This is a genomic window from Burkholderiales bacterium, from assembly GCA_035518095.1.
In the GTDB taxonomy this organism is placed as follows: Bacteria; Pseudomonadota; Gammaproteobacteria; order Burkholderiales; family JAHFRG01; genus JAHFRG01.
Map to the genome: position 1 here is coordinate 34,377 of DATIXX010000076.1, position 23,368 is coordinate 57,744.

A 23,368-nucleotide genomic window follows, 5' to 3' on the forward strand; every position below is an offset into this window, starting at 1 on the left:
TCAAAGTGTGTTTGGCGGCCTGCAGGTGAGCGCGTAGGCGTTGCACAGAACGCTCGACCGACGCTCCTCAATAGCCGGGGCTGTAACTTTCGAAACGAGTGAATTCGGGAAGAAAAGTTAAGGGTACCGTGCCTATCGGACCGTGGCGTTGTTTTCCGATGATAATTTCCGCCATTCCCTTATCCTTGGTTTCTGGGTTGTAAACTTCGTCGCGGTATATAAACAAAATCAAGTCCGCGTCCTGCTCGATGGCTCCCGACTCGCGCAAATCGGACATAATCGGGCGCCGATTGGTACGCTGCTCAAGACTGCGGTTAAGTTGAGAAAGCGCAACTACGGGTACATTCAGTTCTTTCGCCAGCGCTTTCAGCGAGCGGGAAATCTGTGAGATCTCCGTAGCACGATTCTCGCCTTCGCTCGCCGCTGACATCAGCTGCAGGTAATCAATCACCAGCAATCCCAAGCCGCCGCACTGACGGTGCAGGCGGCGCGCTCGTGCCTGCAGTTGAGGCGCCGTGAGGGCCCCGCTTTCGTCTATATAAATCGCGGCATCGTTGAGTTTACCCACTGCATGCGTGAGTTTCTGCCAATCCTCGTCTTGAAGTTTACCGGTCCGCACTTTGTGCTGATCCAGGCGCCCCACCGAGCCCATCATGCGCATCACTAGCTGGGTGCCCGACATTTCCATGCTGAACACCGCAACCGGAAGGCGCAATTCAATCCCGACATGCTCAGCGATATTGAGCGCAAGCGCGGTTTTGCCCATGCTCGGCCGTCCCGCGACGATAACCAGATCTCCAGGCTGCAGGCCAGACGTCTTCTGATCGAGATCAGTGAACCCGGTCGGCACACCCGTGATCTCGCTCGGGTTGTCGCGGTGGTACAGCATGTCTATGCGCTCCACCACCTGGGTGAGCAGCGGCTGGATTTCAGCAAATCCAATCTGCCCACGCGCTCCCGCTTCGGCGATATGAAATACCTTGGCTTCCGCCTCGTTCAGCAAGTCGACGGCCTCCCGCCCCATCGGATTGTAAGCGCTGTCCGCGATCTCCGTCGCTACTGCGGCAAGTTTGCGCAGCACCGAGCGGTCGCGCACGATCTCCGCATAACGACGGATGTTCGCTGCGGAAGGCGTGTTCTGGACCAGCGCACCGAGGTAAGCCAGGCCTCCCGCATTCTCAAGTTCAGCGCTGTTTTCCAGGGATTCGGCGACGGTTATTACGTCCGCCGGCTTGTTGCGTTCGATAAGCTTGGAGATATGTCGATAAATCAGGCGGTGGTCATGCCGATAAAAATCTGCTTCGACTATCAAATCACCGACTTTGTCCCACGCGGCGTTGTCCAACAGTAAGCCGCCTAGCACCGATTGTTCCGCTTCGATTGAATGCGGCGGTAGCTTAATTACATCGACCTGCTCATCATGCACGACTTCAGAAACCGCCTGGATCATGACTTAATGTACGTCGTTAAGCAAAGCGTATATATCTTTGTATTATAAATAACTTTGTTTCAAGATTTTTAGCTCGTCGGTGATCAAATACACGGTACTGCCGCAACTTATATCTTACGTTCGTAGATGCGTCGCCAAAAGACTTTGCTGACAGTCATGCCTCTCCGAGCACTGACACCGTGATAGTCGCTTTCACGTCAGTATGCAACACCACCGTTATATTGTAATCCCCAACCTGCTTCAACGGGCCGTGCGGCATGCGGATCGCGGCTTTCTGGATGGGAAACCCTTGAGCGTGCAAAGCCTCGGCAATGTCCACATTGGTCACCGAGCCAAACAGTTTGCCGTCGACACCTGCCTTCTGAGTAATTTGCAGCATTAGACCCTGCATTTTGGCGCTTTGCTCTTGGGCTGAAGCAAGAACCTCGCTCTCGGTTTTTTCAAGTTCCGACCGCCTCAACTCGAATTCAGCGATATTTGCCGGTGTTGCGCGCTTCGCCTTGCCCTGCGGAATAAGATAATTGCGCGCAAAGCCTTCCTTCACCTTGACTACGTCGCCCAGTTTTCCAAGATTGACCAGCTTTTCCAAGAGTATGACTTGCATGCCTCAATTCCTTAATGCAGATCGGTATACGGCAACAACGCCAGGAACCGAGCACGTTTGACCGCAGTGCTCAATTGCCTCTGATAATGCGACTTGGTGCCCGTTATTCGCGCGGGGATGACCTTGCCGCTGTCGTTGATGAAATCCTTTAAAAGATCGACGTCTTTGTAGTCCACTTCCTTTATACCTTCGACGGTGAAGCGGCAAAATTTCTTGCGTCTGAATAAGGGGCGGCTGCTTCCCTCTTTCCGGTCCTTGCGGTCTTTTTTGTCTTTGCGTTTAAAACTAGGCCTCGGCATATCTGTCCTTTACTATTCCAGTTCCACGTTGTTCACATGCAACACCAGTTGCTCGTTGTTTTTGCTTCTGGGCGCCAAGAAACCCGACAATCTTACCGGCGCACCCAGTTTCAATTTCGCTGCGGTTTTTGCAACTTCATCCAGCGCCAATGCGTCAATTTCGTATTCGACGTTGCGCTTTCTCCCACCGTGCATTTGCCACGAGGCATGGATCAACCGGAAATTCAGAACCGCGATTCCTGCCGGCGTATAACGCAGCGGTGTAACATCCACAATCTTGCCGCATAGCTCGACGCTATTGCAATCCACATTTAGTTTTCCGGTTCCTCGGGGACGGCCTCGGTTTTGACCTCGTCCGCCGTTTGCATTAGTGACCGGCTTTTTTCCTCTCGCATCATCGGCGAAGGACTGCTCACGGCACTACCCGTTTTCACGGTCAGGTGCCGCAGCACGGCATCGTTAAATTTAAACGCGTGCTCCAATTCATCCAGTGTTCCCTGATCGCACTCGACGTTCATCAGCACGTAATGCGCCTTGTGAACTTTAGCTATAGGATAAGCGAGCTGCCTGCGGCCCCAGTCTTCCAGACGATGCACCTTGCCGCCCTTGGAGGACACCAAGCCCCGATAGCGCTCGATCATTCCAGGCACCTGTTCGCTTTGGTCAGGATGAACGATAAAAACGATTTCGTAATGCCGCATGTAACGTCCTTTTGGGTAAATGGAAAAAGGTTTCCATTGAGCCTCTTGCTATGCCTGAGCAATGAGGCAAGGAGTGAAAGCGCGTAATTATAAGGTTCCCAGCCCAGGCGGGCAACTGGTATATTATCTCGTACAAATGTCGCAACCCGCCATCTCATTGACAGTGCTTAACTAACATACATTGCGGTTTATGAGCGACCAAGAACTTCTGCGTGTTCTGCAAGAAATTCGCGACAACCAGATGCTTCAGTTGGAACGCCAAGCTCAAGGTTTGGAATTACAGCGCGAGCAGTTTGCTCTAGTACGAAAACAATCCGAACGAGCCGAGCGCATTCAAGACCGCGCCGAATATATCCAGGCTAAGAGTACACAGCTGGTAACCGGCGCGCGCAAGATGTTGGCGGTTATTTTGCCGATAATCGTCGCCATCATCATTTTGATCATGTATCTACTGTGGAAATTTTTTCGTTGAGGGAACAAGCTTTGGGCGAGGGCGCAAATCGCCGGGATAGACAGATTGAATATTGAATATTCCAGGAGATGAAAAAATGCAGCACTCAATGATAACTACAGCTCTTGAACTTCCCGGTTATACCGTTACCAAGAATCTTGGCGTGGTGCGGGGAATTACTGTTCGCTCCCGTTCGGTCGTCGGCAATATCTTTGGTGGGCTGCAGTCGCTGTTCGGGGGCAACCTATCCGTCTATAGCAATCTATGTGAACAGGCACGTTCGGAGACCTTTGACCTGATGTGCGCACACGCCGACCAGCTTGGGGCGAATGCCATCGTAGCCGTGCGGTACGATGCAACCGAGTTAATGGCGGGACTGACCGAAGTTCTGTGCTACGGAACTGCGGTTATTGCCGCGATTAACAGATAAGCGGTCCCGCTGCTCATCACAATCGCTTTTCGCAGCAACCCGCTACGCGGGCACTACGTTCTTTGCCGCCCGCTGTCTTTTGGTTTCAAAAAGACATATTCCGCTTGCCACCGATACATTAAGGCTCTCAATACTTCCGGCCATCGGAATCCGCACCAACTCATCGCACGTTTCTTTGGTCAAGCGCCGTAATCCCGCGTCTTCGGCGCCGAGCACCCAAGCGATAGGTCCGCTTAAGTTTGCGGAAAACAAATCCTGCTTCGCCTTATTGTCCGCGCCGATTATCCAGATTTTGCGTTCTTTGAGTCCGTGCAACGTGCGCACAAGGTTGGTGACTGCAAAATAGGGCACTGTTTCCGCTGCGCCGCAGGCAACTTTTAGGACGGTAGGATTCATACCCACCGCGCGGTCCTTGGGGGCGATGACCGCTTGCACGCCAGACGCGTCCGCTACGCGCAAGCACGCGCCAAGGTTATGCGGGTCTTGAATGCCATCCAATACCAGGAGCAACGCAGGTTCGGTCAACGCGTCTAGAAGTTCATCTAAATCCAGATGCTGGGATTCGTCGGTGGTTTTGGCGACTACATTCTGATGTCGCGCATGCCGCGTCATGCCATCAAGCCGTTTGCGCTCCACCGCGATGACGCGCACTCCACGACTTTCAGCCAAGGCGATTAGAATATTCATACGCCGGTCGCGGCGTATTTCGTCCACATAAATTTCTTTGATGCTTTTAGCGTTTCGCCGAACGCACGCGGTCACTGCGTGCAAGCCATAAATCAGCCGGCTCATGTCCTCACCCGGTGTGAAAGGTTGTTTTCTTTACCTTCCTACCTTTTTTGTCCGATGCGGCACCAGTCACATCGAGAACGAAATCAATTTTTGTGCCTTGCAAATCCACTCTCACTACCCTGATACGCACCCGGTCACCCAGGCGGAATCGTGTGCCCGTACGCTCCCCCTGCAACAGGTGCTTCTGGGCATCGAAATGAAAGTAATCATTCCCCAGATCAGAAATATGAACCAGCCCTTCTACGTAGATGTCATCCAGTGCGACGAAAATGCCGAATGCAGCCACACCGCTCACCGTTCCGTCGAAGCACTCATTGATTTTATCCTGCATGTAATAACACTTGAGCCAGGATTCCACTTCACGGGTCACTTCGTCTGCGCGGCGTTCAGTAACAGAGCAATGGATACCGAGCTGTTGCCAGTTGCCCGGATCATAGCTCTTGCCCTGCAGCACCGCCTTTATTGCCCGGTGCACCAGCAAATCCGGATAACGCCTGATCGGAGATGTAAAATGGGTATAAGACTCATAGGCCAGTCCGAAGTGGCCCACATTATCCGGGCTGTAGACAGCCTGCTGCAGGGACCGCAGCATCACCGTTTGCAGCAACTGCGCATCGGGGCGGTCGCGAATTGTTCTCAACAGCTTCGCATAATCCTTAGCGTGCGGATTGTCGCCGCCGCCCAAATGCAATCCGAATTCCCTGAGAAATCCGCGCAAGGCCTCGAGCTTTTCCGGAGTAGGACCTTCGTGAATCCGGTACAGCGTCCGCTGGCCGTGCGTCTTGAGAAAATCCGAGGCGCATACGTTTGCCGCCAGCATACATTCTTCAATCAACCGGTAAGCATCGTTGCGTTTTACGGGAATGATGCGCTCGATTTTCTGGCGTTCGTTGAAGATCATCTGGGTTTCAATTGTTTCAAAATCAATTGCGCCGCGCCGTTCCCTGGCCTTGGCCAATACGTTATATAGCGTATGAAGGACTTCAATATGTGCCAGCAATTGCGGGCAACGCCGCGCCGCTTCGCCATCCGGATGTTCGAGAATTTCCGCAACCGCAGTGTAGGTAAGCCGTGCTTGAGAGGACATGATTGCCGGATAAAAAAGGTATTTCTCGATTTCGCCGTCGGCCGCGATTAGCATTTCACAGACCATTACCAGCCGTGCAACTCTTGGATTGAGTGAACAAAGATTATTGCTCAATTCTTCGGGCAGCATCGGGATCACCCGCAGCGGGAAATAAACCGAATTGCCACGCTGCAACGCTTCGCGGTCAATGGCGTCGCCCGGTTTCACATAATGACTAACATCGGCAATCGCGACGAATAGCGTGAAACCCTTGCCCCGCGACTCGCAATACACCGCGTCGTCAAAATCCTTCGCGCTTTCACCGTCGATTGTCACGAGCGGAATACCGCGCAAATCTTTGCGTCCCGCGTAGTCTTTTTCCTGTACCGCGCCCGGCATGCGCTGCGCCGATTTCTTTGCCTCGGGCGAAAACAAGTACGGCAGATTATATTTGCGCACCGCGATTTCAATTTCCATCCCCGGGTCGGCGTAACTCCCCAATACTTCGACTATTCGCCCGACTGGTTGTGCATGTTTGCTGGGCTGCTCGATGATTTCCACAATGACGACTTGTCCCGGTTTTGCCGGCTCCTTGCCACCGGGCGCTACCAGGACATCCTGGCTGATGCGCCTGTTTTCGGCCACCACAAATCGAATGCCATGCTCTACATGCAGCCTTCCCACCAAGCGCTGATTGGCCCGCGTGAGTACGTCGACAATCCCAGCCTCAGGGCGACCACGCCGGTCGAATCCAATTTGGCGTGCCATGACCCGGTCACCGTGCAGAACTTTCTGCATTTCGTTGTGGTCCAGAAAGAGATCAGGGCTCCCGTCATCCGGTATCAAAAAACCGAAGCCGTCCGGATGACCCTGCACCGTTCCCTTGATGAGGTCGAGCTTGTCTACAATGCAAATCGCGTCTTTGCGGTTGCGCATGATTTGTCCGTCCCGCTCCATTGCCCGCAGTTGACGTTGAACCAGCGCCTCATCGCGGCCGCGCGCGTCAAGCAGCAGCATCAGTTTTTTGGCGGGAAGCGGCATACCCTGCTCTGCGAGAACCTGCAATATGTATTCACGGCTCGGCAAGGCGGTACGGTATTTCGGTCGTTCACGCTTGTTATGCGGGTCAAGATCACGCTGCATGTGCTTAGTTCCTGATTTGTGGCTGCGGCCGGTTTTGTTAAAGGATCCGGAACCCGCGTTGGATTTCGTTGACAAGAAAATGTTTTCCTATTAGATTTCCACCTTCTCAAAAAGCCGAGATGGCGGAATTGGTAGACGCACCAGGTTCAGGTCCTGGCGGTGGCAACACTGTGGAGGTTCGAGTCCTCTTCTCGGCACCAGCCAGACGCGGTTCCGAGTCGTGATTCTTCAACTTTTTGTCAAAACCATTGGGCTGATCAGTACCCCAGTTCATTTTTCAAATACCCGCGTACCCGTCAGGCAAATGGGTGGCGCAAGACGATTGTTTCTTCACGCTGCGCGCCCGTGGATATGAGGTCAATCGGCACATCGCAAATCTCCTCAATGCGCTTGAGATAATGTTGCGCGGCGGATGGCAGGTCTTCAAATCGCTTCAAAGCCACCGTGCTATCTTTCCATCCCGGGATTTCTTCGTACACCGGCTCGCCCTTGGCAAGCAGTTCCGCACCCACCGGCAGAATATCGCATTTTGCGCCGTCAATCTTGTATCCCACTCCCAGGCACAATCGCTCCATGCCGTCAAGCACATCGAGCTTGGTAACACCCAAACCCGAGACGCCGTTGATTTGGATCGAGCGCTTCAGCGCCGCCGCATCAAACCAGCCACAGCGGCGCGCGCGACCCGTGGTTGCGCCGAATTCCTGGCCGCGTGACGCGAGCGTTTTTCCCACCTCATCGCTCAATTCAGTTGGAAACGGGCCGGAGCCGACGCGCGTGGTATAGGCTTTGGTGACACCCAATACGTAATGCAACATTTGCGGCCCAACGCCGCTTCCGGCGCTGGCTGCGCCTGCCACGCAGTTGCTAGAGGTGACGTAGGGATAAGTGCCGTGGTCAACATCGAGTAGCGTTCCCTGCGCGCCTTCGAACAGCAAATTTTTTCCGTCGCGGCTCGCTTGGCATAAAAGGCTTGGAACATCTGCAACCAATGGCTTGATTTGCTCGGCAAGCGCGAGTGCGTCTTCAAGAGTGCTTTGATACGCGACAGGCTTCACGTTGAAAAAATTTTTCAAAACGAAATTGTGGTATTCCAGCACTTCGTGAAGCTTGGATGCAAAACGTTCATGATGAAATAAATCCTGCAGACGGATGGCCCGTCGCGCCACCTTGTCTTCGTAGGCCGGTCCTATGCCGCGCCCGGTGGTGCCAATCTTGAGGGCGCCCTTCGCTGTTTCGCGCGCCTGATCGAGAGCCGCGTGGTAGGGCAGAATCAGCGGACAGGCATCGCTGATTTTCAACCGGCCGGCAACTTCTACTCCGGCCTTTTTGAGCATGGTCATTTCATCCAACAGAGCCTGTGGCGACAGCACCACGCCGTTGCCGATATAACAAGTTACTTTTTCGCGCAGGATTCCCGACGGGATCAGATGCAAGACGGTCTTCTTGCCTTCGATCACCAAGGTGTGACCGGCATTGTGTCCGCCTTGAAAGCGCACCACCCCCTGGGCGTGGTCGGTGAGCCAGTCCACGACCTTGCCCTTGCCTTCATCTCCCCATTGTGCACCGACAACGACGACGTTCTTTGACATACCCGGTCCGGTTATTTTAAATCGCTTGTTTCCCAAACCCCATTGCGCAATACCAGAATTCGATCGCAGTTGAGATCCGTGCCCGCCTTTTCATGAGGCAAGTCAATAATCACGATTTCCCCCTGTTCGCGCAAGCTCGCTATCTTTTTGTTCAGGGCCGCGTCCGCTGAATATGGCGCAAGTATCGCCGAACGCACGGATTTGCGCGGCAGCAACGCAGCTACCTCGCGCAAGTCCATGCTGAATCCGGTCGCCGGCCGGGCGCGACCGAAGGCCTTGCCGACTTCATCGTAGCGCCCACCGACCGCAATTGCGTTAGCCGAGCCTATGACATAAGCGCTGAACACAACGCCGCTGTGATAGCGGTAGCCGCGCACTTCAGCCAGGTCAAAGCTAACGCCGGCTACTTTTCCCCGCAGTTCCTTTGAGAACGCCTGCAGCTCAGCCAAGGCCTTGGAAATCTCAGGGTAATCGGGCAGGCGTTTCGCAGCACGCTGCAGCATTTCATCGCCGCCGTAAAGGTCCGGCAATGACATCAACGCTTGACCGGTGCGAGGGTCAAGCCCGTTTGTCAGCTCGCGCAATGCAGGTCTGTCTTTGGATTGCAAGACCCCGAAAAGCTCGTCTTCAAGTTCAGCGGACAGGTCCCCGCGCCGAGCGATGCTGCGAAATACGCCGACATGCCCAAGATCGAGTTGTATCTCAGCGATGCCTGCGAGCCTTAGCGACTGCAGCATCAGCTGCTGAACCTCTGCATCACTTTCCAATCCGCGGTGACCGTAAAGCTCGGCTCCGATCTGCAGCGGTTCGCGGGTGCGCCCGGTTGCCGAAGGCCGGGTATGCGCCACGCTGCCGCAATAACATAAGCGCGTGATGCCTTCGCGATTCAACAGGTGTGCATCGATGCGCGCAACCTGCGGCGTAATGTCGGCGCGCAGACCCATCATCCTGCCGCTTAACTGATCCACGAGCTTGAAAGTCTTCAAATCCATATCGCGGCCAGTACCCGTGAGCAGCGACTCTACGTATTCAACCAGCGGTGGAATCACAAACTGGTAACCGTGCGCATAAAAAAGGTCAAGGATGACGCGCCGCAGCTCCTCAATGCGTCGCGCCTGGGGCGGCAGAATGTCTTCAATATATTCAGGGAGCAGCCAGTTACGCATCATCGAACCAGATAAAGCACCAGCAGACCGGCCAGCATGGATGTAAGCCCCATGAAACGGATTTGCCCATCAGTCATCTCGATTAATCTTTTGAAAGCCTCACGCCATATTGTCGGTAACAAAAAAGGAAGGATCCCCTCCAGCACCAGCATCAAGGCAAACGCTGTCAGCAAAAGCTTGAACATAGTTCGCCTATTTGCCCGGCTTAGCGGCGTGTTTCAGATATTTGAAGAACTCCGAATTGGGGTCGAGCACAAGCAAGTTATTTTTAGCCCTGAAACTGTCCCTGTAGACTTCCAAACTGCGGTAAAAAGAGTAGAACTCAGGGTCTACGTTATAGGCGTCCGCATAAATCTCCGCGGCTTTGGCGTCTCCCTGGCCTTTGGCGCGCTGCGCATCGCGGTACGCTTCTGCGAGAATGACTTCGCGTTGTTTGTCCGCATCCGCGCGGATTTTTTCAGATTCTGCAGCTCCGGTCGAACGCAGCTGGTTAGCGACGCGCTTGCGTTCGGCTTCCATGCGGCGATAAACCGATTCGCTTACTTCCTGCGGCAGATCTACGCGCTTTAATCGTACATCCAGCACCTGCACTCCGATGTTGGCTCCGTCTTGATTCGCTTTTTCCCGCATTTGCTCCATAATCTGGCCGCGCTCACCCGACACGACATCGTGCACAGTGCGGTTGCCAAATTCGTTGCGCAAAGCGGAAGTTACGGTTTGTGAGAGCCGCAACTCCGCACGTTGCTCGTCTCCTCCAACGCTGACATAGTATTGCCTAACGTCCGCGACGCGCCATTTCACGAACCAATCCACCAGCACATTTTTTTTCTCCGAGGTCAGGAAACGCTCCGGTTCCGGAGTGTCCAGAGTTCGTATGCGCATGTCGAAAAAGCGCACGTTGTCGAGTATCGGAATCTTGAAATGCAATCCAGGCTGCTTTTTTATCGAAATAATTTCACCCAGGCGAAAAACGATGGCGTTCTGCCACTGATCGACCGCAAACATGCTTAGGCTAGCCACTACCAGCACAGCGATTATGCCAATAAGGATCGCACCGGTATTCCTCATGGCCGTGGCTCCCGCTCGCGGCTGCGGAACGCATCTCGCGAACGCTCCGGAGTTTCCGATGGCTGAGCCGTCTCAGGCGTCACGCCTCCCGGCGCAAGCTCCTGAGTTGTCGGCGCAACGCCTTCGCTCCGCAGCAATTTGTCGAGCGGCAGATACAGTAGACTCGCTCCGGACTTCGGCTCTATCAAGACTTTGTTATTGCTGGATAGCATGCGCTGCATCGTGTCTAAATATAGACGCTCACGCGTCACCGCCGCTGACTTCCTGTATTGCGCTTCAATCTGACTGAAGCGGCTGGCATCGCCTTCGGCATCGGCAATTACCCGCTGACGGTAGCCATCCGCCTCTTGCAGTAGTCGTGCAGCACCGCCTCGTGCCCTGGGAATTACATCGTTGGCGTAGGCTTGGCCTTCGTTTTTTTGCCGCTCCCGGTCCTGGCCCGCCTTTACTGCGTCATCAAAGGCCGCCTGCACCTGCTCCGGCGGCTGCGCGTTTTGCATGGTTACTTTGCTAATCAAAATTCCGGTTTTATAACGATCCAGGATTTGCTGCATCAGTTGGGACGCTTGAGCCGCCACTTGCTCGCGCCCTTCGTAGAGCACAAAATCCATTTTGCTTTTTCCCACGACTTCACGTATTGATGATTCTGCCACCTGCAGCACCGCATCATCCGGTGAACGATTGTTAAACAGGTAATCCTCGGGATTCTTGATAACATATTGCACAGCGAACTGGATATCGATGATGTTTTCGTCGTCGGTAAGCATCAGCGATTCTTTGAGTACTTTGCTTTTCACATTGTTGCGGTAGCCGACTTCCACCGTTCTTACCTGCGAAACATTGACGAGGTCCACGCTTTCCATTGGATAAGGCAGGTGCCAGCGCGGTCCCGGTTGAGTCGTCTCAATGTACTTACCAAAACGCAATACTACACCGCGCTGCGATGCATCGACGATGTAGAAACCACTTGCCAGCCACACCAGCAAGACCAGCGCAATCAGCAAGCCGAGCCCGCCGCCAAATTGTTTGGGAGCCGCGGTCCCTGGCCCGCCACCTGAAATGCGACCGCGACCGAACAGCGCATTCAACTTTTCGTTGAATTTGCGCCATACATCATCCAAGTCGGGGGGGCCTTGGTTGCCGCGCTTTCCCCATTGCGGATCGTTTAATGCCATGTGGAATATCCCAAAAAAAATCTAACGCCGTCGCCGACGCGTTAAGCTCAGGCAACTTCTACTGCAACCGGTTCCGGGGTTTCGCCGCTCATCGCTTCAAACAGCGCCAGCCGCACAAGATCAATGCCTTCAGAGGTGTGCGCACTCAAACGAACTCGGGAGATTTTACCATATTCGTCACGCTCTACGCCTTGTGACCAACCACACAAGTCGATTTTGTTGAGTACTAGCACCTGCGGCAGCCGGTCCGCGCCGATCTCTGCGAGCACTTTATTGACTTCAATGATTTGCCGGTCGTGGTTGGGATGACTGGCATCGACTACATGCAGCAACAAATCCGCCAGAGCAGTTTCTTCCAGTGTCGCACGAAACGCTTCAACCAGCGTGTGCGGGAGACTGCGGATGAAGCCCACCGTGTCGGAAAGCACAACTGAGCCGCGATGCGGAACAAACATTTTGCGCGAAGTGGTGTCGAGCGTCGCAAACAACTGGTCGGCTGCAAAGGCATTGGCATGTGTAAGACAATTGAATAGCGTGGATTTGCCGGCGTTGGTGTAACCCACCAGTGACACCGACATTACGTTGGCCCGGCGCCGCGCCCTTCGTTGAACTTCGCGTTGCCGTTGCAATCGCGCCAACTTATCCTTTAGGACCTTGACGCGTCTCGCGAGTAGACGACGGTCGGTTTCCAACTGCGTTTCGCCAGGCCCGCGCAATCCAATTCCGCCTTTTTGCCGTTCCAAATGTGTCCAGCCTCGCACCAATCGAGTCGAGAGATGCTCGAGTTGCGCGAGCTCGACCTGCAGCTTTCCTTCGTGGCTTTTAGCGCGCTGCGCAAAAATATCGAGTATAAGACTGGTGCGGTCCACTACTCTGCATCGCAGATGCTTTTCCAGGTTGCGCTCTTGGGCCGGAGATAAATCGTGGTTGAAAATAACGAGTTGAGCTCGGTTTTCGCGCAAGGCTTGTGCAATTTCTGCCACTTTGCCGGTTCCGGCGAACAGCGCAGGGTCAGGCTTGGAGCGCCTTCCTTTTATTACAAGTTTGAGATTGATTCCAGCGCTTAAGGCGAGCTGCTGTGACTCTTGCAGCCTTTCTGCGTAGCCCGCCTCGCCAAAATCGAGACTGACTAATACTCCAGTATTCCCGCTGTCGGGACGCTCAAACATTAATTACCGGCGCTAGGTCTCTGGAGAGGATTGCTCGAAGGGCACGCTGACCGCCCTGGCAGGCACCACGGTTGAAATTGCGTGCTTGTAGACCATCTGCGTAACGGTATTTTTCAACAGCACGACGTATTGATCGAACGACTCTATCTGTCCCTGTAATTTGATGCCATTCACTAGATAAATCGAAACCTGCACATGTTCCTTGCGCAAAGCATTCAAAAACGGGTCTTGTAATAATTGCCCTTTTGCACTCATGTTCACTCCATGGTTTTAGTTATTCACAAGTTAACTTTACTCGTTTTTTGAGCTTAAAGCCAGCCGCTCGGCTCACGCAAAGCTCCTTGTTTTCAGACTTATTTACCGGCATAGGGATTCCGGCCGTGCTTGAACTGGACTCTAAGGGGGGTGCCTTGCAGCTTAAAATGCTTGCGCAAAGCGTGTTCCAGGTAGCGCTGGTAGCTGTTAGGAACCCGCTCTAGAGCATTGCCGTGGATAATAACAAGCGGCGGATTCACTCCGCCCTGGTGCGCGTAACGCAGCTTGGGGCGAATGAGCCCCGCGCGCGGCGGCTGTTGCTTGGCGATTGCGGATTGCAGCGCACGAGTTAGTTTCGGAGTCGGAAGTTTCACCATCGCCGCGCGGTATGCCATATCCACTGATTTCAGCAACGCCTGTACGCCCCTGCCTTCAAGAGCGGAAATAAAATGCAGGTTGACAAAGTCCAGAAATCCGAGCTTTCTCGGAAGTTCGAATTTAATTTGTGCGCGCTGCTCTACGCTCAGCGCATCCCATTTATTGACCGCGAGCACCATTGCCCTGCCCGCTTCCAGTATAAATCCTGCAATATGTGCGTCCTGTTCGGAGATTCCGCGCTGAGCATCCAGCACAAGCACGACAACGTCGGCATCCTCCACCGCTTGCATGGCTTTGATCGTCGAAAATTTTTCGACCAGTTCATGTGCTTTGCCGCGCTTTCTCAGTCCCGCAGTGTCAATCAAAGTATAGCTTTTGTCGTTGTGTTCGAATTCGATATAAATGCTGTCGCGCGTCGTTCCGGGCTCGCCGAACACAATCACCCGTTCCTCGCCCAGTAGACTATTGACTAATGTTGACTTGCCCGCGTTTGGTCGTCCGACAATCGCGATCTTCGGATGCTTGCACTTAACTTCGGGTGCCCGCGCGGGTGCCAGGTTCGCCAACGCCAATTCAATGAGTTCGCTCACCCCTTCGCCGTGCGCCGCTGATATCGGCAAGGGGACACCCAACCCCAGTTCAAAAAATTCCGCAGCCGCAACATCGCGCGCCATTCCTTCCGCCTTGTTCACCACAAGCCATACTGGGCGACCGCTCTTGCGCAAACTCTCCGCAATCAATCTATCGCTTGCCTGCAAGCCTTGGCGCGCATCGACCATGAACAAAACTTCGTCTCCCTCGGCAATTGCTTGCTGCGTCTGTTTTGTCATCTGAGCCGAAATGCCATCCTTCGCCGCGGGCTCGAAGCCGCCGGTGTCCACCACGAGAAATGGTTTTATGCCTACCCTGCCATGGCCGAATTGCCGGTCGCGCGTCAATCCCGGCACATCCGCAACAATCGCATCGCGACTTCGCGTAAGGCGGTTAAACAAAGTTGATTTTCCGACATTAGTGCGACCGACCAAGACCAGTGTGGGTTTCATTATGCGCCGATGATACCGCGCCGCAGCGGGTTCACGCGAATCTATGAAAGCGGTTCAACATTCATCGCGTACAGCCCGCCGTCGCGAGTCTGAATCAGTACTCCGTTATCCAATGCGATTGGCGGCGCAGAAATGCGGCTACCATCGGTGGCCCGCCGCGCGGCAAACGAACCGTCCTCGCGCGACATAAAATGCACATAACCATGGAGATCCCCAACAACTATATAGTTTCCAATAACGAGCGGCGCGCTGATCCTGCGCCCGAACAGCTTGTCCTGTTTCCACACACTGGCACCGCTCACCTTGTCGAGTGCCACGACCGCCCCCTTATCGTCGCTCACGTATAAATTGTGATCGTCAAGGGTCAAACCGGAAATGCTCGAGACGTCGCGCGCCCACAGCAGACTGCCGCGAAACAAATCGAAACACCCAACGCGGCCCTGATAAGCGACCGCGCACACGCGTTCATCGTCAACTGCCGGCGTGCTGGTGATATCGGTTACCCGTTCCAGTTCCGTGGTTCCACGCGGTACTGCCACGGTGGCTTCCCATCCGATGTTGCCGGTTTCGATGTCGAGCGCGACCAGTTTGCCGCCGGCTAATCCTGCAAACACACCGCCGCGAGTGATGGCAACACCAGCGAACGAGCGCACGGTGAGCGTGGGCGTGGCGTGCTCGTATACCCATTTACGGCTGCCGTCTGCGGCGTTCAATCCGAAAATTCGCCCGTCTTCGGTGCGCACCACCACAATGCCGTTCGCGACCTGCGGTGCGCTGAGTATTTCACTGGTGAGTCGCGACTTCCAGATCAGGTAGCCTTCGTTATCAAACGCGAGCAGCTCGCCTCTTAAATCGCCTACCAAAACCAGATTGTGCGCGGCGCCAACCCCCGCGGAGAGATTACGGCGGGTATCCACGCGCCAGATCAGTTTGCCGGTTTTTGCGTTATACCGCAGCAGATCGCCTGCCTCGTTTGCGGCATAAACACTGTCATCGGCAAAAGCCGGAGTAAAGACGTATTCACCGGATTCCCCAATGCCCTTCTGCCACAGAACTTCTGTCCGCGCGGCTCTTCTAAACGCTACCAGCGGCGCCGGCTGGTCAACCGTATTTTCGTCATCGCCACTTAGTCCGAGGAGGCCGCATGCGCAGAGCAAAAGTGCAAGCAAGGGGGAAGCCGCCTTGAGAAAACGGCAGCGCATTTACTTTGCTCCCAAGGCTTCCAATTTGACCTGAATCAATTGGCGGTAAGCGCTTTTCGCGTCGATTTGGCTTAGCGCGGCTTGATAAGCACTGCGGGCCTCGGCCGGTTTGCCCTGTGCGACCAACACATCTCCTCTGAGGTCTGAAAAAAACGCGTCATAAGCAGGGTTGTGTTTGGCCTCCAGCAGCTGCAGAGCCTGCGTATAATTCTTTTCATCAAGCAACACTCCGGCGAGCCTAAGGCGCGCGATGTCCCGCAAGTCATCCTCATCGGCGTGGTCGACGACCCATTGCAGCTGAGCTTTTGCGCTTTGCAGGTCCCGCGCCTCGTAATCGGCCCTTGCGGCAATCAACGCCGCGCGCGGCGCGTACGGTGTCGAAGGAAATTTTTTTATGATGAATGCGGCAGCCTCGCCTATTTTTTTTGGATTATTTTGCGGCACCAAACTTTGCAGCTCAGCGTATAGCGCGGCGGCCTCCTGCGCCTTGGCGTGCTGACTGTAGCGCCAGGCCTGGACACCTGTGACTACGACTGCAGCAGCAATCACGGCGAGAACCAGCGCGCGTCTGTTTTCCCTCCACCAGGCTTTCAAGGCATCTATCTGTTCTTGTTCTTGCAAGTCATACATGATATTTCCTCAGCGTTTCGACAATCTCTCGTACTCCGGTGCGGATCTGCTCGCCGGCTTCACGTAACGGTTTTAGGCTTGCCTGTTGCGCCAGCGCTTCATCGTCGCCGATTATTACGGCAAAGCGAGCTTCGCTTGAATCCGCCCGCTTCATCTGCGACTTGAAGCTGCCGCCACCGCAGTGCCATATCACGCGTAGCCCGCCATCGCGCAGTTGCTTCGCGACTTGCAGCGCGAATTTATCGGCCAATTCGCCCTGATGTACAAGATAAGCATCCGCTGGCCGCGCCGGAGGCGCGCCATCATGCAACAGCGCCAGCAAACGTTCAATTCCCATGGCGTAGCCGCACGCAGGCGCTGGTTTGCCACCCAACTGCGCCACCAGTCCGTCGTAACGGCCGCCGGCGCACACAGTGCCTTGGGCGCCCAGCATATCTGACACCCATTCAAATACGGTCAAATTGTAATAATCCAGCCCGCGCACCAAGCGCGGAGAAATTTCGAAATCAATTCCGGCGTCGCGCAATATCGCCTGCAGCCTTTCGAAGTGGGTGCGGGAATCTGCATCGAGATCATCCAGCAGACGCGGCGCGCCGGCGATGACAGGCTGTAATGCGGGATCCTTGCTGTCCAGGACGCGAAGCGGATTCTGCTCCACGCGCGTGCGCACGGCGTCACCTAGCTTTTTTTCATGAGCGGTCAGATATTTTTTCAGGCGTTCGCGGTACCGCATTCGACATTCCGTGCTCCCAAGCGTATTTATTTTTAATTTGATATCCCGTAAACCCAGCTTGTTCCACAGCTGTTCGCACATGATAATGTGCTCAGCGTCAATATCGGGGCCGGGGTAGCCCAGCGCTTCCACGCCAACCTGGTGGAACTGACGGAAGCGGCCCTGCTGCGGACGTTCGTGGCGGAACATTGGCCCCGCATAGTAGAGTCGCTTGGGGCCCGAGTAAAGCAAATGGTGTTGCAACACGGCGCGCACGCAGGACGCCGTGCCTTCCGGACGCAGGGTTAGGCTTTCTCCGCTCAGCTGGTCGACAAAGGTGTACATTTCCTTTTCCACAATGTCTGTCGTTTCGCCGATCGAACGTACAAAAAGGTCGGTCTTCTCGAGTATGGGGGTGCGAATACCAAGGTAGCCGTAACTTTGCAACCAAGTGCGTACCGTATCTTCAACGTATTCCCACAAGTGGGTTTGGTCGGGCAAAACGTCACCCATACCGCGAACTGCCTGGAAATTCTTATCTTTCATTATTAGAGCGGCAAATAACCCGGGTTGGGGAATTCAAAATTTCTAAGCAATTCAGGTTTCCAGGGTCTTCACTTCAATGTTATTCGCGCGACGTCAACCTTAGTATACGGTTGCAAATCGACGGGCTTGTCGTTATACGTGAGCCTCACACCGGCGGCATTGCCTACCACTACGAAAAGCGGTGGATTCCCACGCACCGTATCGGTGCTGCCGGCAGGGCTGAGCTGAGAGAGAATCTTCTTACCGTCCTTATCGGTAATTTCCACCCACGACTCTTCGTCAAATTCGAGCTTGATCTCGCTGCTCCGGACTTGTTGTGCAACCGGCCTGGCTTCATCGGCCTGCCCACGAATCGGCGCGTTAGCAGTCAGGGCAGGATTTGGCACCGCCGGCCGGCCCGCGGTACTGGGCGAACTTGACTGGTGTGTGGGGCTTGCGGCGCTTGCAGGACCTGCGGGACTTGCGGCAGCTGATTCAGCCGTCGCGCGCTTGCTATTAGGTTCCGCAAGTTTAATCGCCGCGACCGGTTTGGAATGCGGCGCCTTTTGCTCCCGGTACCACTCGAAGCTCAGGAACATGAGTCCCAGTGCCGCAAATAAAACAAATACCGCATAGCTGCGCCAACTACTTTTTTTATCCGATGCCGTCGGGAATTCCGCTACGCCCGGTCCGGCTTCGGGAACTTGTGGCGTTAACGGCAATTGCTCCAACGGCTTCAACAGCGGTTCAGCATCTATCTGCAACAGCCGGGCATAATTGCGTATGAAGCCGCGCACAAAGTTGATACGTGGCAAGTTCTTATAATCATCGGCTTCCAGCGCTTCAATCTGCTTTACCGCGAGCTTAAGCTGCCGTGCGACGTCTGCAACGGATAGTCCGTGGCGTTGGCGCGCCGCCGAGAGAGCACTGCCAACGCCTTCAATCTTGTTGTTGGATGTGCCGTCGCTCATTCGAATTGCCCATTGTCAAGCGCACGGGCTTCCGCGGAGTCCGGGTATTTCTTGCGCAATTGCAATGCGTAACTGGCCTCCGCATCCCGGTCACCCAGCTTGCGTTCAGTCCGCACGCCGAGCCACAAAGTCTGCGCGGTCGGGGCCGCTACCCGCATGTATCTGACAAGGTAAGCGTTGGCGTCCGTATATTGGCCGCGCTTATAGGATAGTTCGGCCATGTTATAAAGCGCCAGCGGCTGGTCCGGACGAATTTGTAATGCTTTATTAAAGTATGCTAATGCCGCCTTGTCATCGCCTTTCCGACGCATGCAGATGCCCGAATTGACATAGGACTTTTCCGGCGTCGCATACAACGGATTTTTCAACGCCGCCATAAAATATTTAATGGATTCGTCCTCGTGTTTGTTCTGGCAAAGGAACCACCCGTAATTGTTATTAGTGTCGGAATCGAGCGGATCGATCTCCAGTGCCCGGCGGAAGTCACGCTCGGCCTCGTCGTTCTGGTGCAATTGCATGTATACCAATCCGCGTACGTTATAAGCGGGAGCATAATTTGGATCAGTGTCCAAAGCTTGCTTCAGATCATCCAACGCAAAGCCCATTTGGCCGCGTTGGTAATAGCCCTCCGCAAGCTCGGTGTGAATTTTAGCGCGACTCAGTGGGCTCGCCGTTTTCAAAACGGTATCCTGTGGTGGAATTGTAGTCGTTTCAACTTGTTGCTGCACACAGCCTGCAAGCATTCCAAAGAAGCAGATTACGAGGATACTTTTCAAACTGGATTCTCCGCTATTGCGGCTTTACGCGATCCGCGTCTGGTACGGTCCTGCACCCGTCCGACCAATTGCCCGCACGCTGCGTCAATATCATCACCCCGCGTTTTTCGCGTGGTCGCTACGATGCCCGCCTCAGCCAAGATGTCCCGAAAACGCGCAATCACATCAGGAGCAGAGCGCTTGTACCCTGAATCGGGAAATGGATTGAACGGAATCAGGTTAATTTTGCACGACACATCTTTGACCAAATTAACCAGCGCGCGCGCCTGCGCGATGCTGTCATTCACTCCTGCGAGCATGACGTATTCGAAAGTAATGAAATCCTTCGGAGCTACAGCAACGTAGCGCCGGCACGAGGCAATCAATTCGCGCAACGGATATTTTCTGTTTATCGGCACCAGAATATCGCGCAAGGCATCGTTGGGCGCATGCAGCGATACCGCCAGCGCGACCGGACACTCTTTGCTTAAACGGTCCATGCCTGGCACCACGCCAGAAGTACTGAGGGTCACGCGCCGTCGCGACAGGCCATAGGCATTACTGTCGAGCATTAAATGCAGCGCACTCACGACATTGTCGAAATTTAACAGCGGCTCGCCCATACCCATCAGCACCACATTGGATATCACGCGCTCTCCGCGCCCGTCGTAGCCCAGCGCTTTGTTCGCCAAACGCAGCTGGCCGATGATTTCACCGGTGGTTAGGTTGCGGTTGAAACCCTGCCTGCCGGTCGAGCAAAAAGTACAAGCCAGCGCGCACCCGGCTTGCGTGGATATGCACAGCGTGCCCCGCCCGGCTTCTGGAATAAACACCGCATCCACCGCGTTGCCGCTGCCCACGTCCAGCAGCCACTTGCGCGTGCCATCGGCCGAAACACTTGCGGACTTTACTTCCGCCGACCCGATTATCGCCGTCGCGGACAGCTTTTCGCGCAAACTCCGGGCGAGATCGCTCATGCTGTCAAAATCATCTGCTCCGAAATGATGGATCCAGCGCAAAAGCTGCCGGGCTCGAAACGGCCTTTCACCGATTTCCTTGCAGAAAGCGGTGAGGTGCTTCAAATCAAAATCAAGAAGGTTAACGGGCATCAGCGTGAATGGATTTCCAGTGTTGGGAAGAAATATGCGATTTCGACGGCGGCGGTTTCATTACTGTCAGAGCCGTGCACCGCGTTGAAGTTAATGCTTTGAGCATAGTCCGCACGCAGAGTGCCTTTTGCCGCTTTTTTCGGATCAGTTGCGCCCATCAACTCGCGGTTCGCCTGAATTGCGTTGTCGCCCTCCAGCACCTGCACCATTACCGGGCCGGAAATCATGAAATCCACAAGATCGTTGAAAAATGGAAGTCCACGGTGCACGGCGTAGAAGCCTTCGGCTTGGGTGCGGGAGAGCCTTAGCATACGCGCCGCGACAATCTTGAGACCCTTTTCTTCGAAACGGGAATAGATTTTTCCAATGATGTTTCTGTTCACGGCATCCGGTTTGACAATGGATAAGGTGCGTTCAACAGCCATTTCCGGTCTCCAACACAGTTCGAAATAAATATGTAAAGCTACCATGTTACAAGGCTCAAATAAAGCCTTAAGACCTAATTTTTATGGCGTTTTCCGTCTGGGCAAACGCCTGGACTGAAATCACACCATTTCAGCCGCGCACATTTCGCGGGAGATCTTCTAGTTGCTTATTTGAGCTCTGGCATGGCTATGGAACGCGGAAACCACTTTGAAACTATTTTCACGCAGTGAATCGCTGTTTTACCAGTCGCAAGGTGCTACCCCATTTATTTCCGCTGATAAACCGGGTCCTATTAGAAAACCGTCCCGAACAGGGCAAGCAGGCAGAGAATTGAAGCGGCACCTAAAGTGAGCCAGCTGGCTAGCGTTCCGATGAAGCGACCAGGTGACCCGCCGGAGGATATGCCAAGTCCCTGCGCATGCCAAACCCGTCCTCCCAACAGTAAGACGCCCAACGCATGCACCACCCATGCGCTGAAACCGGCAAGCTCTACCAGAAGAATAAGCAAAAGCGCAAGCGGCACATATTCCACGAAATTGCCTTGCGCGCGGATGGCGCGCGCCAAAATGGGATTGCCGCCATCCCCTATACCGACCTTGTATTTAACGCGGTACCGCACGACGCGAAAGGAAAGGTAAACCAGAATCAAGCTTAGTAGCGAAGCATATAGAAAAATAATTCGCGGCATCATTGCCAGCCTCCTCTTTCGGAACTGCGTGAATTGAAAAACCTTGGCTATTGCTCTAGAGCTTTAGCAAGAGCGGCAATAAACGGCCCTAGCTTAGGCGGTCGGGGTTCCAGCATGACATTGACGCCCAGCGTATTCAGCGCCTTGCTGCATACAGGGCCTATGGATGCGACCAGCGTTTTATTGATATGAGTCTTAAGGGCTTCTTTCCGTCCCAGGCTCTCGGCCAGGGAAAACAAGTTATGCGCCTGGGAAGCACTGGTAAAAGCCACGGCGTCAATCTCGCCGCGCTCCAATGCATTCATTAAATCAATTAAGGGTTGCTTGTTTTCGGGAAGTGCCCAGCGGTACGTCTGAATTTCAGTTACAAATGCGCCTCTTTCCCGCAATGCTTTTTCCAGCTCGATATTGGTCTCACCGTAACGCTGCACGACAACCCACTCTCCACGAATCGGAACCGCATCAAGCGCGGCAAGCACTTCAGTCGTTGTATACGGCTCCGCGGCGCTCAAATCAATGCGCACGCCTCGCGAGCGCAATACTGCGGTGGGTTTGGGCCCGCGCGCTACTACAACCGATTGCGCGAGCAGCTTTTGAAATGTCTCTGTGACGCACAGAGAATCAGTGGCGCTAAATAGTGCCCGGGTTCCAACGCCGGTCTGGAAAACAACCGCCTTTGCCGGCCTGGCTTCCCAATCGTGTATCAATTTGGCGATGTGGCCGATGTCCACGTCGGGGACTTCCGCAAGCGCTGGCGCTGAAAACGGCAGGCCTCCCTGCTTCGCGACCAGATCAGCGAGCTGATCGCTTATTCGATTCTCCAAAAGCGCGATCGTCTTGCCTTTCATAGACTTGAAGTCCGAATATTTCTTAACACTGCAACGAGTTTAATAAAGAATCTTAATTTTCACAATCAGCAATCTTTCGCCGGCGAGCAGCGTGCCGGCCGCATTTGCGCCGGTTCCTAACGTTCGCATGGAACTTGATGTTATCGGTTCATAAAAAACCCCGCCGAAGCGGGGTTTTAATTATGCAATGTCAGGATAATTTACATATCCATGTCCATGCCGGGCGCCCCGTGCGTATGCTTTTCTTCCTTAGGCAGCTCTGCCACCATGGCGTCGGTGGTTAGAATAAGTCCGGCAACCGATGAGGCGTTTTGCAAGGCAGAACGCGCCACTTTCGTCGGATCCACTACGCCCATTTCAAGCAGGTTGCCAAATTCGGCAGTTTGGGCGTTAAATCCGAAGTTTCCATTTTTTTCCAACACCTTGTTCAGCACCACGGACGGTTCTTCCCCTGCGTTAGCGACGATTTGGCGCAGGGGTTCCTCGAGCGCGCGCAACACGATCTTGACCCCGGCGTCCTGGTCGTGATTGTCACCTTTCACGCCATTAATGGCTGCCCGGGCGCGCAGAAAGGCCACACCACCGCCGGCGACAATGCCTTCTTCCACGGCAGCACGAGTGGCATGCAGCGCATCTTCCACGCGCGCTTTTTTCTCTTTCATCTCGACTTCAGTCGCAGCCCCAACGCGAATCACCGCTACACCCCCGGCTAACTTGGCCACC

27 protein-coding genes and 1 tRNA gene are annotated in these 23,368 nt (G+C 54.4%); 3 read left to right on the forward strand and 25 right to left on the reverse strand.

Features of this window, described 5'->3' with window-relative positions; genetic code table 11:
• Positions 1-67: 67 nt before the first annotated feature.
• From dnaB to rpsF, 5 genes are all read right to left on the reverse strand, one after another.
• Positions 68-1,450: a replicative DNA helicase gene (dnaB, locus tag VLV32_12355; protein ID HUL42675.1), complete on the reverse strand. Its 1,383-nt coding sequence runs from the start codon at positions 1,448-1,450 to the stop codon at positions 68-70.
• A gap of 154 nt (positions 1,451-1,604) precedes the next feature.
• Positions 1,605-2,054 (reverse strand): 50S ribosomal protein L9, encoded by a 450-nt coding sequence (rplI, locus tag VLV32_12360; protein HUL42676.1) that lies wholly within the window; start codon positions 2,052-2,054, stop codon positions 1,605-1,607.
• 11 nt (positions 2,055-2,065) lie between these two features.
• Positions 2,066-2,353 (reverse strand): 30S ribosomal protein S18, encoded by a 288-nt coding sequence (gene rpsR / locus VLV32_12365; protein HUL42677.1) that lies wholly within the window; start codon positions 2,351-2,353, stop codon positions 2,066-2,068.
• Between the two features lie 12 nt (positions 2,354-2,365).
• Positions 2,366-2,662 (reverse strand): primosomal replication protein N, encoded by a 297-nt coding sequence (gene priB / locus VLV32_12370; protein ID HUL42678.1) that lies wholly within the window; start codon positions 2,660-2,662, stop codon positions 2,366-2,368.
• Positions 2,663-2,664: 2 nt separating this feature from the next.
• Entirely contained in the window at positions 2,665-3,054 is a 390-nt protein-coding gene (rpsF, locus tag VLV32_12375; GenBank protein HUL42679.1) for a 30S ribosomal protein S6, read from the reverse strand.
• 190 nt (positions 3,055-3,244) lie between these two features.
• Here rpsF and VLV32_12380 point away from each other — a divergent pair, with 190 nt between their 5' ends.
• Positions 3,245-3,526: a hypothetical protein gene (locus VLV32_12380; GenBank protein ID HUL42680.1), complete on the forward strand. Its 282-nt coding sequence runs from the start codon at positions 3,245-3,247 to the stop codon at positions 3,524-3,526.
• A 76-nt stretch (positions 3,527-3,602) separates the two neighbouring features.
• Positions 3,603-3,935, forward strand: coding sequence for a YbjQ family protein (locus VLV32_12385; GenBank protein HUL42681.1), 333 nt, complete (start codon positions 3,603-3,605; stop codon positions 3,933-3,935).
• A gap of 42 nt (positions 3,936-3,977) precedes the next feature.
• Here VLV32_12385 and rlmB read toward each other — a convergent pair whose 3' ends face one another.
• Together rlmB and rnr are read right to left on the reverse strand one after the other, a co-directional pair.
• On the reverse strand, positions 3,978-4,727 hold the full coding sequence (rlmB, locus tag VLV32_12390; GenBank protein HUL42682.1) for a 23S rRNA (guanosine(2251)-2'-O)-methyltransferase RlmB: 750 nt from the start codon (positions 4,725-4,727) through the stop codon (positions 3,978-3,980).
• Positions 4,728-4,731: 4 nt separating this feature from the next.
• Positions 4,732-6,936 (reverse strand): ribonuclease R, encoded by a 2,205-nt coding sequence (rnr, locus tag VLV32_12395; GenBank protein HUL42683.1) that lies wholly within the window; start codon positions 6,934-6,936, stop codon positions 4,732-4,734.
• A 113-nt stretch (positions 6,937-7,049) separates the two neighbouring features.
• Between rnr and VLV32_12400 the strand changes: the two genes are divergently transcribed.
• Positions 7,050-7,136 (forward strand) — tRNA-Leu (locus VLV32_12400).
• Positions 7,137-7,232: 96 nt separating this feature from the next.
• Here the strand turns inward: VLV32_12400 and VLV32_12405 are convergent.
• The 18 genes from VLV32_12405 to VLV32_12490 all read right to left on the reverse strand — a co-directional run.
• Positions 7,233-8,525, reverse strand: coding sequence for an adenylosuccinate synthase (locus tag VLV32_12405; GenBank protein ID HUL42684.1), 1,293 nt, complete (start codon positions 8,523-8,525; stop codon positions 7,233-7,235).
• Between the two features lie 11 nt (positions 8,526-8,536).
• A complete protein-coding gene (locus tag VLV32_12410; GenBank protein HUL42685.1) occupies positions 8,537-9,691 on the reverse strand; it encodes an ATP phosphoribosyltransferase regulatory subunit in 1,155 nt (384 codons plus the stop codon).
• On the reverse strand, positions 9,691-9,876 hold the full coding sequence (locus tag VLV32_12415) for a DUF2065 domain-containing protein (GenBank protein HUL42686.1): 186 nt from the start codon (positions 9,874-9,876) through the stop codon (positions 9,691-9,693). The genes VLV32_12410 and VLV32_12415 overlap by 1 nt, the downstream gene beginning before the upstream one ends.
• A gap of 7 nt (positions 9,877-9,883) precedes the next feature.
• Entirely contained in the window at positions 9,884-10,759 is an 876-nt protein-coding gene (gene hflC, locus VLV32_12420) for a protease modulator HflC (GenBank protein HUL42687.1), read from the reverse strand.
• Positions 10,756-11,934: an FtsH protease activity modulator HflK gene (hflK, locus tag VLV32_12425; GenBank protein ID HUL42688.1), complete on the reverse strand. Its 1,179-nt coding sequence runs from the start codon at positions 11,932-11,934 to the stop codon at positions 10,756-10,758. The genes hflC and hflK overlap by 4 nt, the downstream gene beginning before the upstream one ends.
• 47 nt (positions 11,935-11,981) lie before the next feature.
• On the reverse strand, positions 11,982-13,103 hold the full coding sequence (gene hflX / locus VLV32_12430) for a ribosome rescue GTPase HflX (protein HUL42689.1): 1,122 nt from the start codon (positions 13,101-13,103) through the stop codon (positions 11,982-11,984).
• Between the two features lie 12 nt (positions 13,104-13,115).
• Positions 13,116-13,358, reverse strand: coding sequence for an RNA chaperone Hfq (gene hfq, locus VLV32_12435; protein ID HUL42690.1), 243 nt, complete (start codon positions 13,356-13,358; stop codon positions 13,116-13,118).
• Between the two features lie 98 nt (positions 13,359-13,456).
• Entirely contained in the window at positions 13,457-14,779 is a 1,323-nt protein-coding gene (gene der / locus VLV32_12440; GenBank protein ID HUL42691.1) for a ribosome biogenesis GTPase Der, read from the reverse strand.
• A 41-nt stretch (positions 14,780-14,820) separates the two neighbouring features.
• Positions 14,821-15,981 (reverse strand): outer membrane protein assembly factor BamB, encoded by a 1,161-nt coding sequence (gene bamB, locus VLV32_12445; GenBank protein HUL42692.1) that lies wholly within the window; start codon positions 15,979-15,981, stop codon positions 14,821-14,823.
• Positions 15,982-16,611, reverse strand: a complete 630-nt coding sequence (locus VLV32_12450) for a tetratricopeptide repeat protein (protein HUL42693.1) — start codon at positions 16,609-16,611, stop codon at positions 15,982-15,984.
• Entirely contained in the window at positions 16,604-17,869 is a 1,266-nt protein-coding gene (gene hisS / locus VLV32_12455) for a histidine--tRNA ligase (protein ID HUL42694.1), read from the reverse strand. The genes VLV32_12450 and hisS overlap by 8 nt, the downstream gene beginning before the upstream one ends.
• Before the next feature lie 68 nt (positions 17,870-17,937).
• Positions 17,938-18,819: a helix-turn-helix domain-containing protein gene (locus VLV32_12460; protein ID HUL42695.1), complete on the reverse strand. Its 882-nt coding sequence runs from the start codon at positions 18,817-18,819 to the stop codon at positions 17,938-17,940.
• Positions 18,816-19,595, reverse strand: a complete 780-nt coding sequence (pilW, locus tag VLV32_12465) for a type IV pilus biogenesis/stability protein PilW (GenBank protein ID HUL42696.1) — start codon at positions 19,593-19,595, stop codon at positions 18,816-18,818. Before pilW ends, VLV32_12460 begins: the two co-directional genes overlap by 4 nt.
• Positions 19,592-20,683: a 23S rRNA (adenine(2503)-C(2))-methyltransferase RlmN gene (gene rlmN / locus VLV32_12470; GenBank protein HUL42697.1), complete on the reverse strand. Its 1,092-nt coding sequence runs from the start codon at positions 20,681-20,683 to the stop codon at positions 19,592-19,594. The genes pilW and rlmN overlap by 4 nt, the downstream gene beginning before the upstream one ends.
• Positions 20,683-21,108, reverse strand: a complete 426-nt coding sequence (gene ndk, locus VLV32_12475) for a nucleoside-diphosphate kinase (GenBank protein ID HUL42698.1) — start codon at positions 21,106-21,108, stop codon at positions 20,683-20,685. Before ndk ends, rlmN begins: the two co-directional genes overlap by 1 nt.
• A gap of 293 nt (positions 21,109-21,401) precedes the next feature.
• A complete protein-coding gene (locus VLV32_12480) occupies positions 21,402-21,800 on the reverse strand; it encodes an MAPEG family protein (protein ID HUL42699.1) in 399 nt (132 codons plus the stop codon).
• A gap of 44 nt (positions 21,801-21,844) precedes the next feature.
• The gene (locus tag VLV32_12485; GenBank protein HUL42700.1) at positions 21,845-22,645 is read right to left on the reverse strand and encodes a uroporphyrinogen-III synthase; all 801 of its coding nucleotides are present in this window, start codon (positions 22,643-22,645) and stop codon (positions 21,845-21,847) included.
• 200 nt (positions 22,646-22,845) lie between these two features.
• Positions 22,846-23,368 (reverse strand): TCP-1/cpn60 chaperonin family protein (locus VLV32_12490; protein ID HUL42701.1); only part of this gene is annotated, 523 nt, incomplete at its 5' end.

What these genes read in the sequence shown, in the direction of transcription:
- hflC (HUL42687.1), bottom strand. Translation starts at nt 10,759, where the DNA reads ATGAGGAATACCGGTGCGATCCTTATTGGCATAATCGCTGTGCTGGTA.
- VLV32_12380 (HUL42680.1), top strand. Translation starts at nt 3,245, where the DNA reads ATGAGCGACCAAGAACTTCTGCGTGTTCTGCAAGAAATTCGCGACAAC.
- rpsR (HUL42677.1), bottom strand. Translation starts at nt 2,353, where the DNA reads ATGCCGAGGCCTAGTTTTAAACGCAAAGACAAAAAAGACCGCAAGGAC.
- VLV32_12405 (HUL42684.1), bottom strand. Translation starts at nt 8,525, where the DNA reads ATGTCAAAGAACGTCGTCGTTGTCGGTGCACAATGGGGAGATGAAGGC.
- rlmB (HUL42682.1), bottom strand. Translation starts at nt 4,727, where the DNA reads ATGAGCCGGCTGATTTATGGCTTGCACGCAGTGACCGCGTGCGTTCGG.
- VLV32_12485 (HUL42700.1), bottom strand. Translation starts at nt 22,645, where the DNA reads ATGAAAGGCAAGACGATCGCGCTTTTGGAGAATCGAATAAGCGATCAG.
- VLV32_12450 (HUL42693.1), bottom strand. Translation starts at nt 16,611, where the DNA reads ATGTATGACTTGCAAGAACAAGAACAGATAGATGCCTTGAAAGCCTGG.
- rpsF (HUL42679.1), bottom strand. Translation starts at nt 3,054, where the DNA reads ATGCGGCATTACGAAATCGTTTTTATCGTTCATCCTGACCAAAGCGAA.
- ndk (HUL42698.1), bottom strand. Translation starts at nt 21,108, where the DNA reads ATGGCTGTTGAACGCACCTTATCCATTGTCAAACCGGATGCCGTGAAC.
- hflK (HUL42688.1), bottom strand. Translation starts at nt 11,934, where the DNA reads ATGGCATTAAACGATCCGCAATGGGGAAAGCGCGGCAACCAAGGCCCC.
- VLV32_12460 (HUL42695.1), bottom strand. Translation starts at nt 18,819, where the DNA reads ATGAGCGACGGCACATCCAACAACAAGATTGAAGGCGTTGGCAGTGCT.
- rnr (HUL42683.1), bottom strand. Translation starts at nt 6,936, where the DNA reads ATGCAGCGTGATCTTGACCCGCATAACAAGCGTGAACGACCGAAATAC.
- rlmN (HUL42697.1), bottom strand. Translation starts at nt 20,683, where the DNA reads ATGCCCGTTAACCTTCTTGATTTTGATTTGAAGCACCTCACCGCTTTC.
- hisS (HUL42694.1), bottom strand. Translation starts at nt 17,869, where the DNA reads ATGAAAGATAAGAATTTCCAGGCAGTTCGCGGTATGGGTGACGTTTTG.
- bamB (HUL42692.1), bottom strand. Translation starts at nt 15,981, where the DNA reads ATGCGCTGCCGTTTTCTCAAGGCGGCTTCCCCCTTGCTTGCACTTTTG.
- dnaB (HUL42675.1), bottom strand. Translation starts at nt 1,450, where the DNA reads ATGATCCAGGCGGTTTCTGAAGTCGTGCATGATGAGCAGGTCGATGTA.
- VLV32_12480 (HUL42699.1), bottom strand. Translation starts at nt 21,800, where the DNA reads ATGATGCCGCGAATTATTTTTCTATATGCTTCGCTACTAAGCTTGATT.
- rplI (HUL42676.1), bottom strand. Translation starts at nt 2,054, where the DNA reads ATGCAAGTCATACTCTTGGAAAAGCTGGTCAATCTTGGAAAACTGGGC.
- VLV32_12410 (HUL42685.1), bottom strand. Translation starts at nt 9,691, where the DNA reads ATGCGTAACTGGCTGCTCCCTGAATATATTGAAGACATTCTGCCGCCC.
- VLV32_12415 (HUL42686.1), bottom strand. Translation starts at nt 9,876, where the DNA reads ATGTTCAAGCTTTTGCTGACAGCGTTTGCCTTGATGCTGGTGCTGGAG.
- der (HUL42691.1), bottom strand. Translation starts at nt 14,779, where the DNA reads ATGAAACCCACACTGGTCTTGGTCGGTCGCACTAATGTCGGAAAATCA.
- VLV32_12385 (HUL42681.1), top strand. Translation starts at nt 3,603, where the DNA reads ATGCAGCACTCAATGATAACTACAGCTCTTGAACTTCCCGGTTATACC.
- hfq (HUL42690.1), bottom strand. Translation starts at nt 13,358, where the DNA reads ATGAGTGCAAAAGGGCAATTATTACAAGACCCGTTTTTGAATGCTTTG.
- hflX (HUL42689.1), bottom strand. Translation starts at nt 13,103, where the DNA reads ATGTTTGAGCGTCCCGACAGCGGGAATACTGGAGTATTAGTCAGTCTC.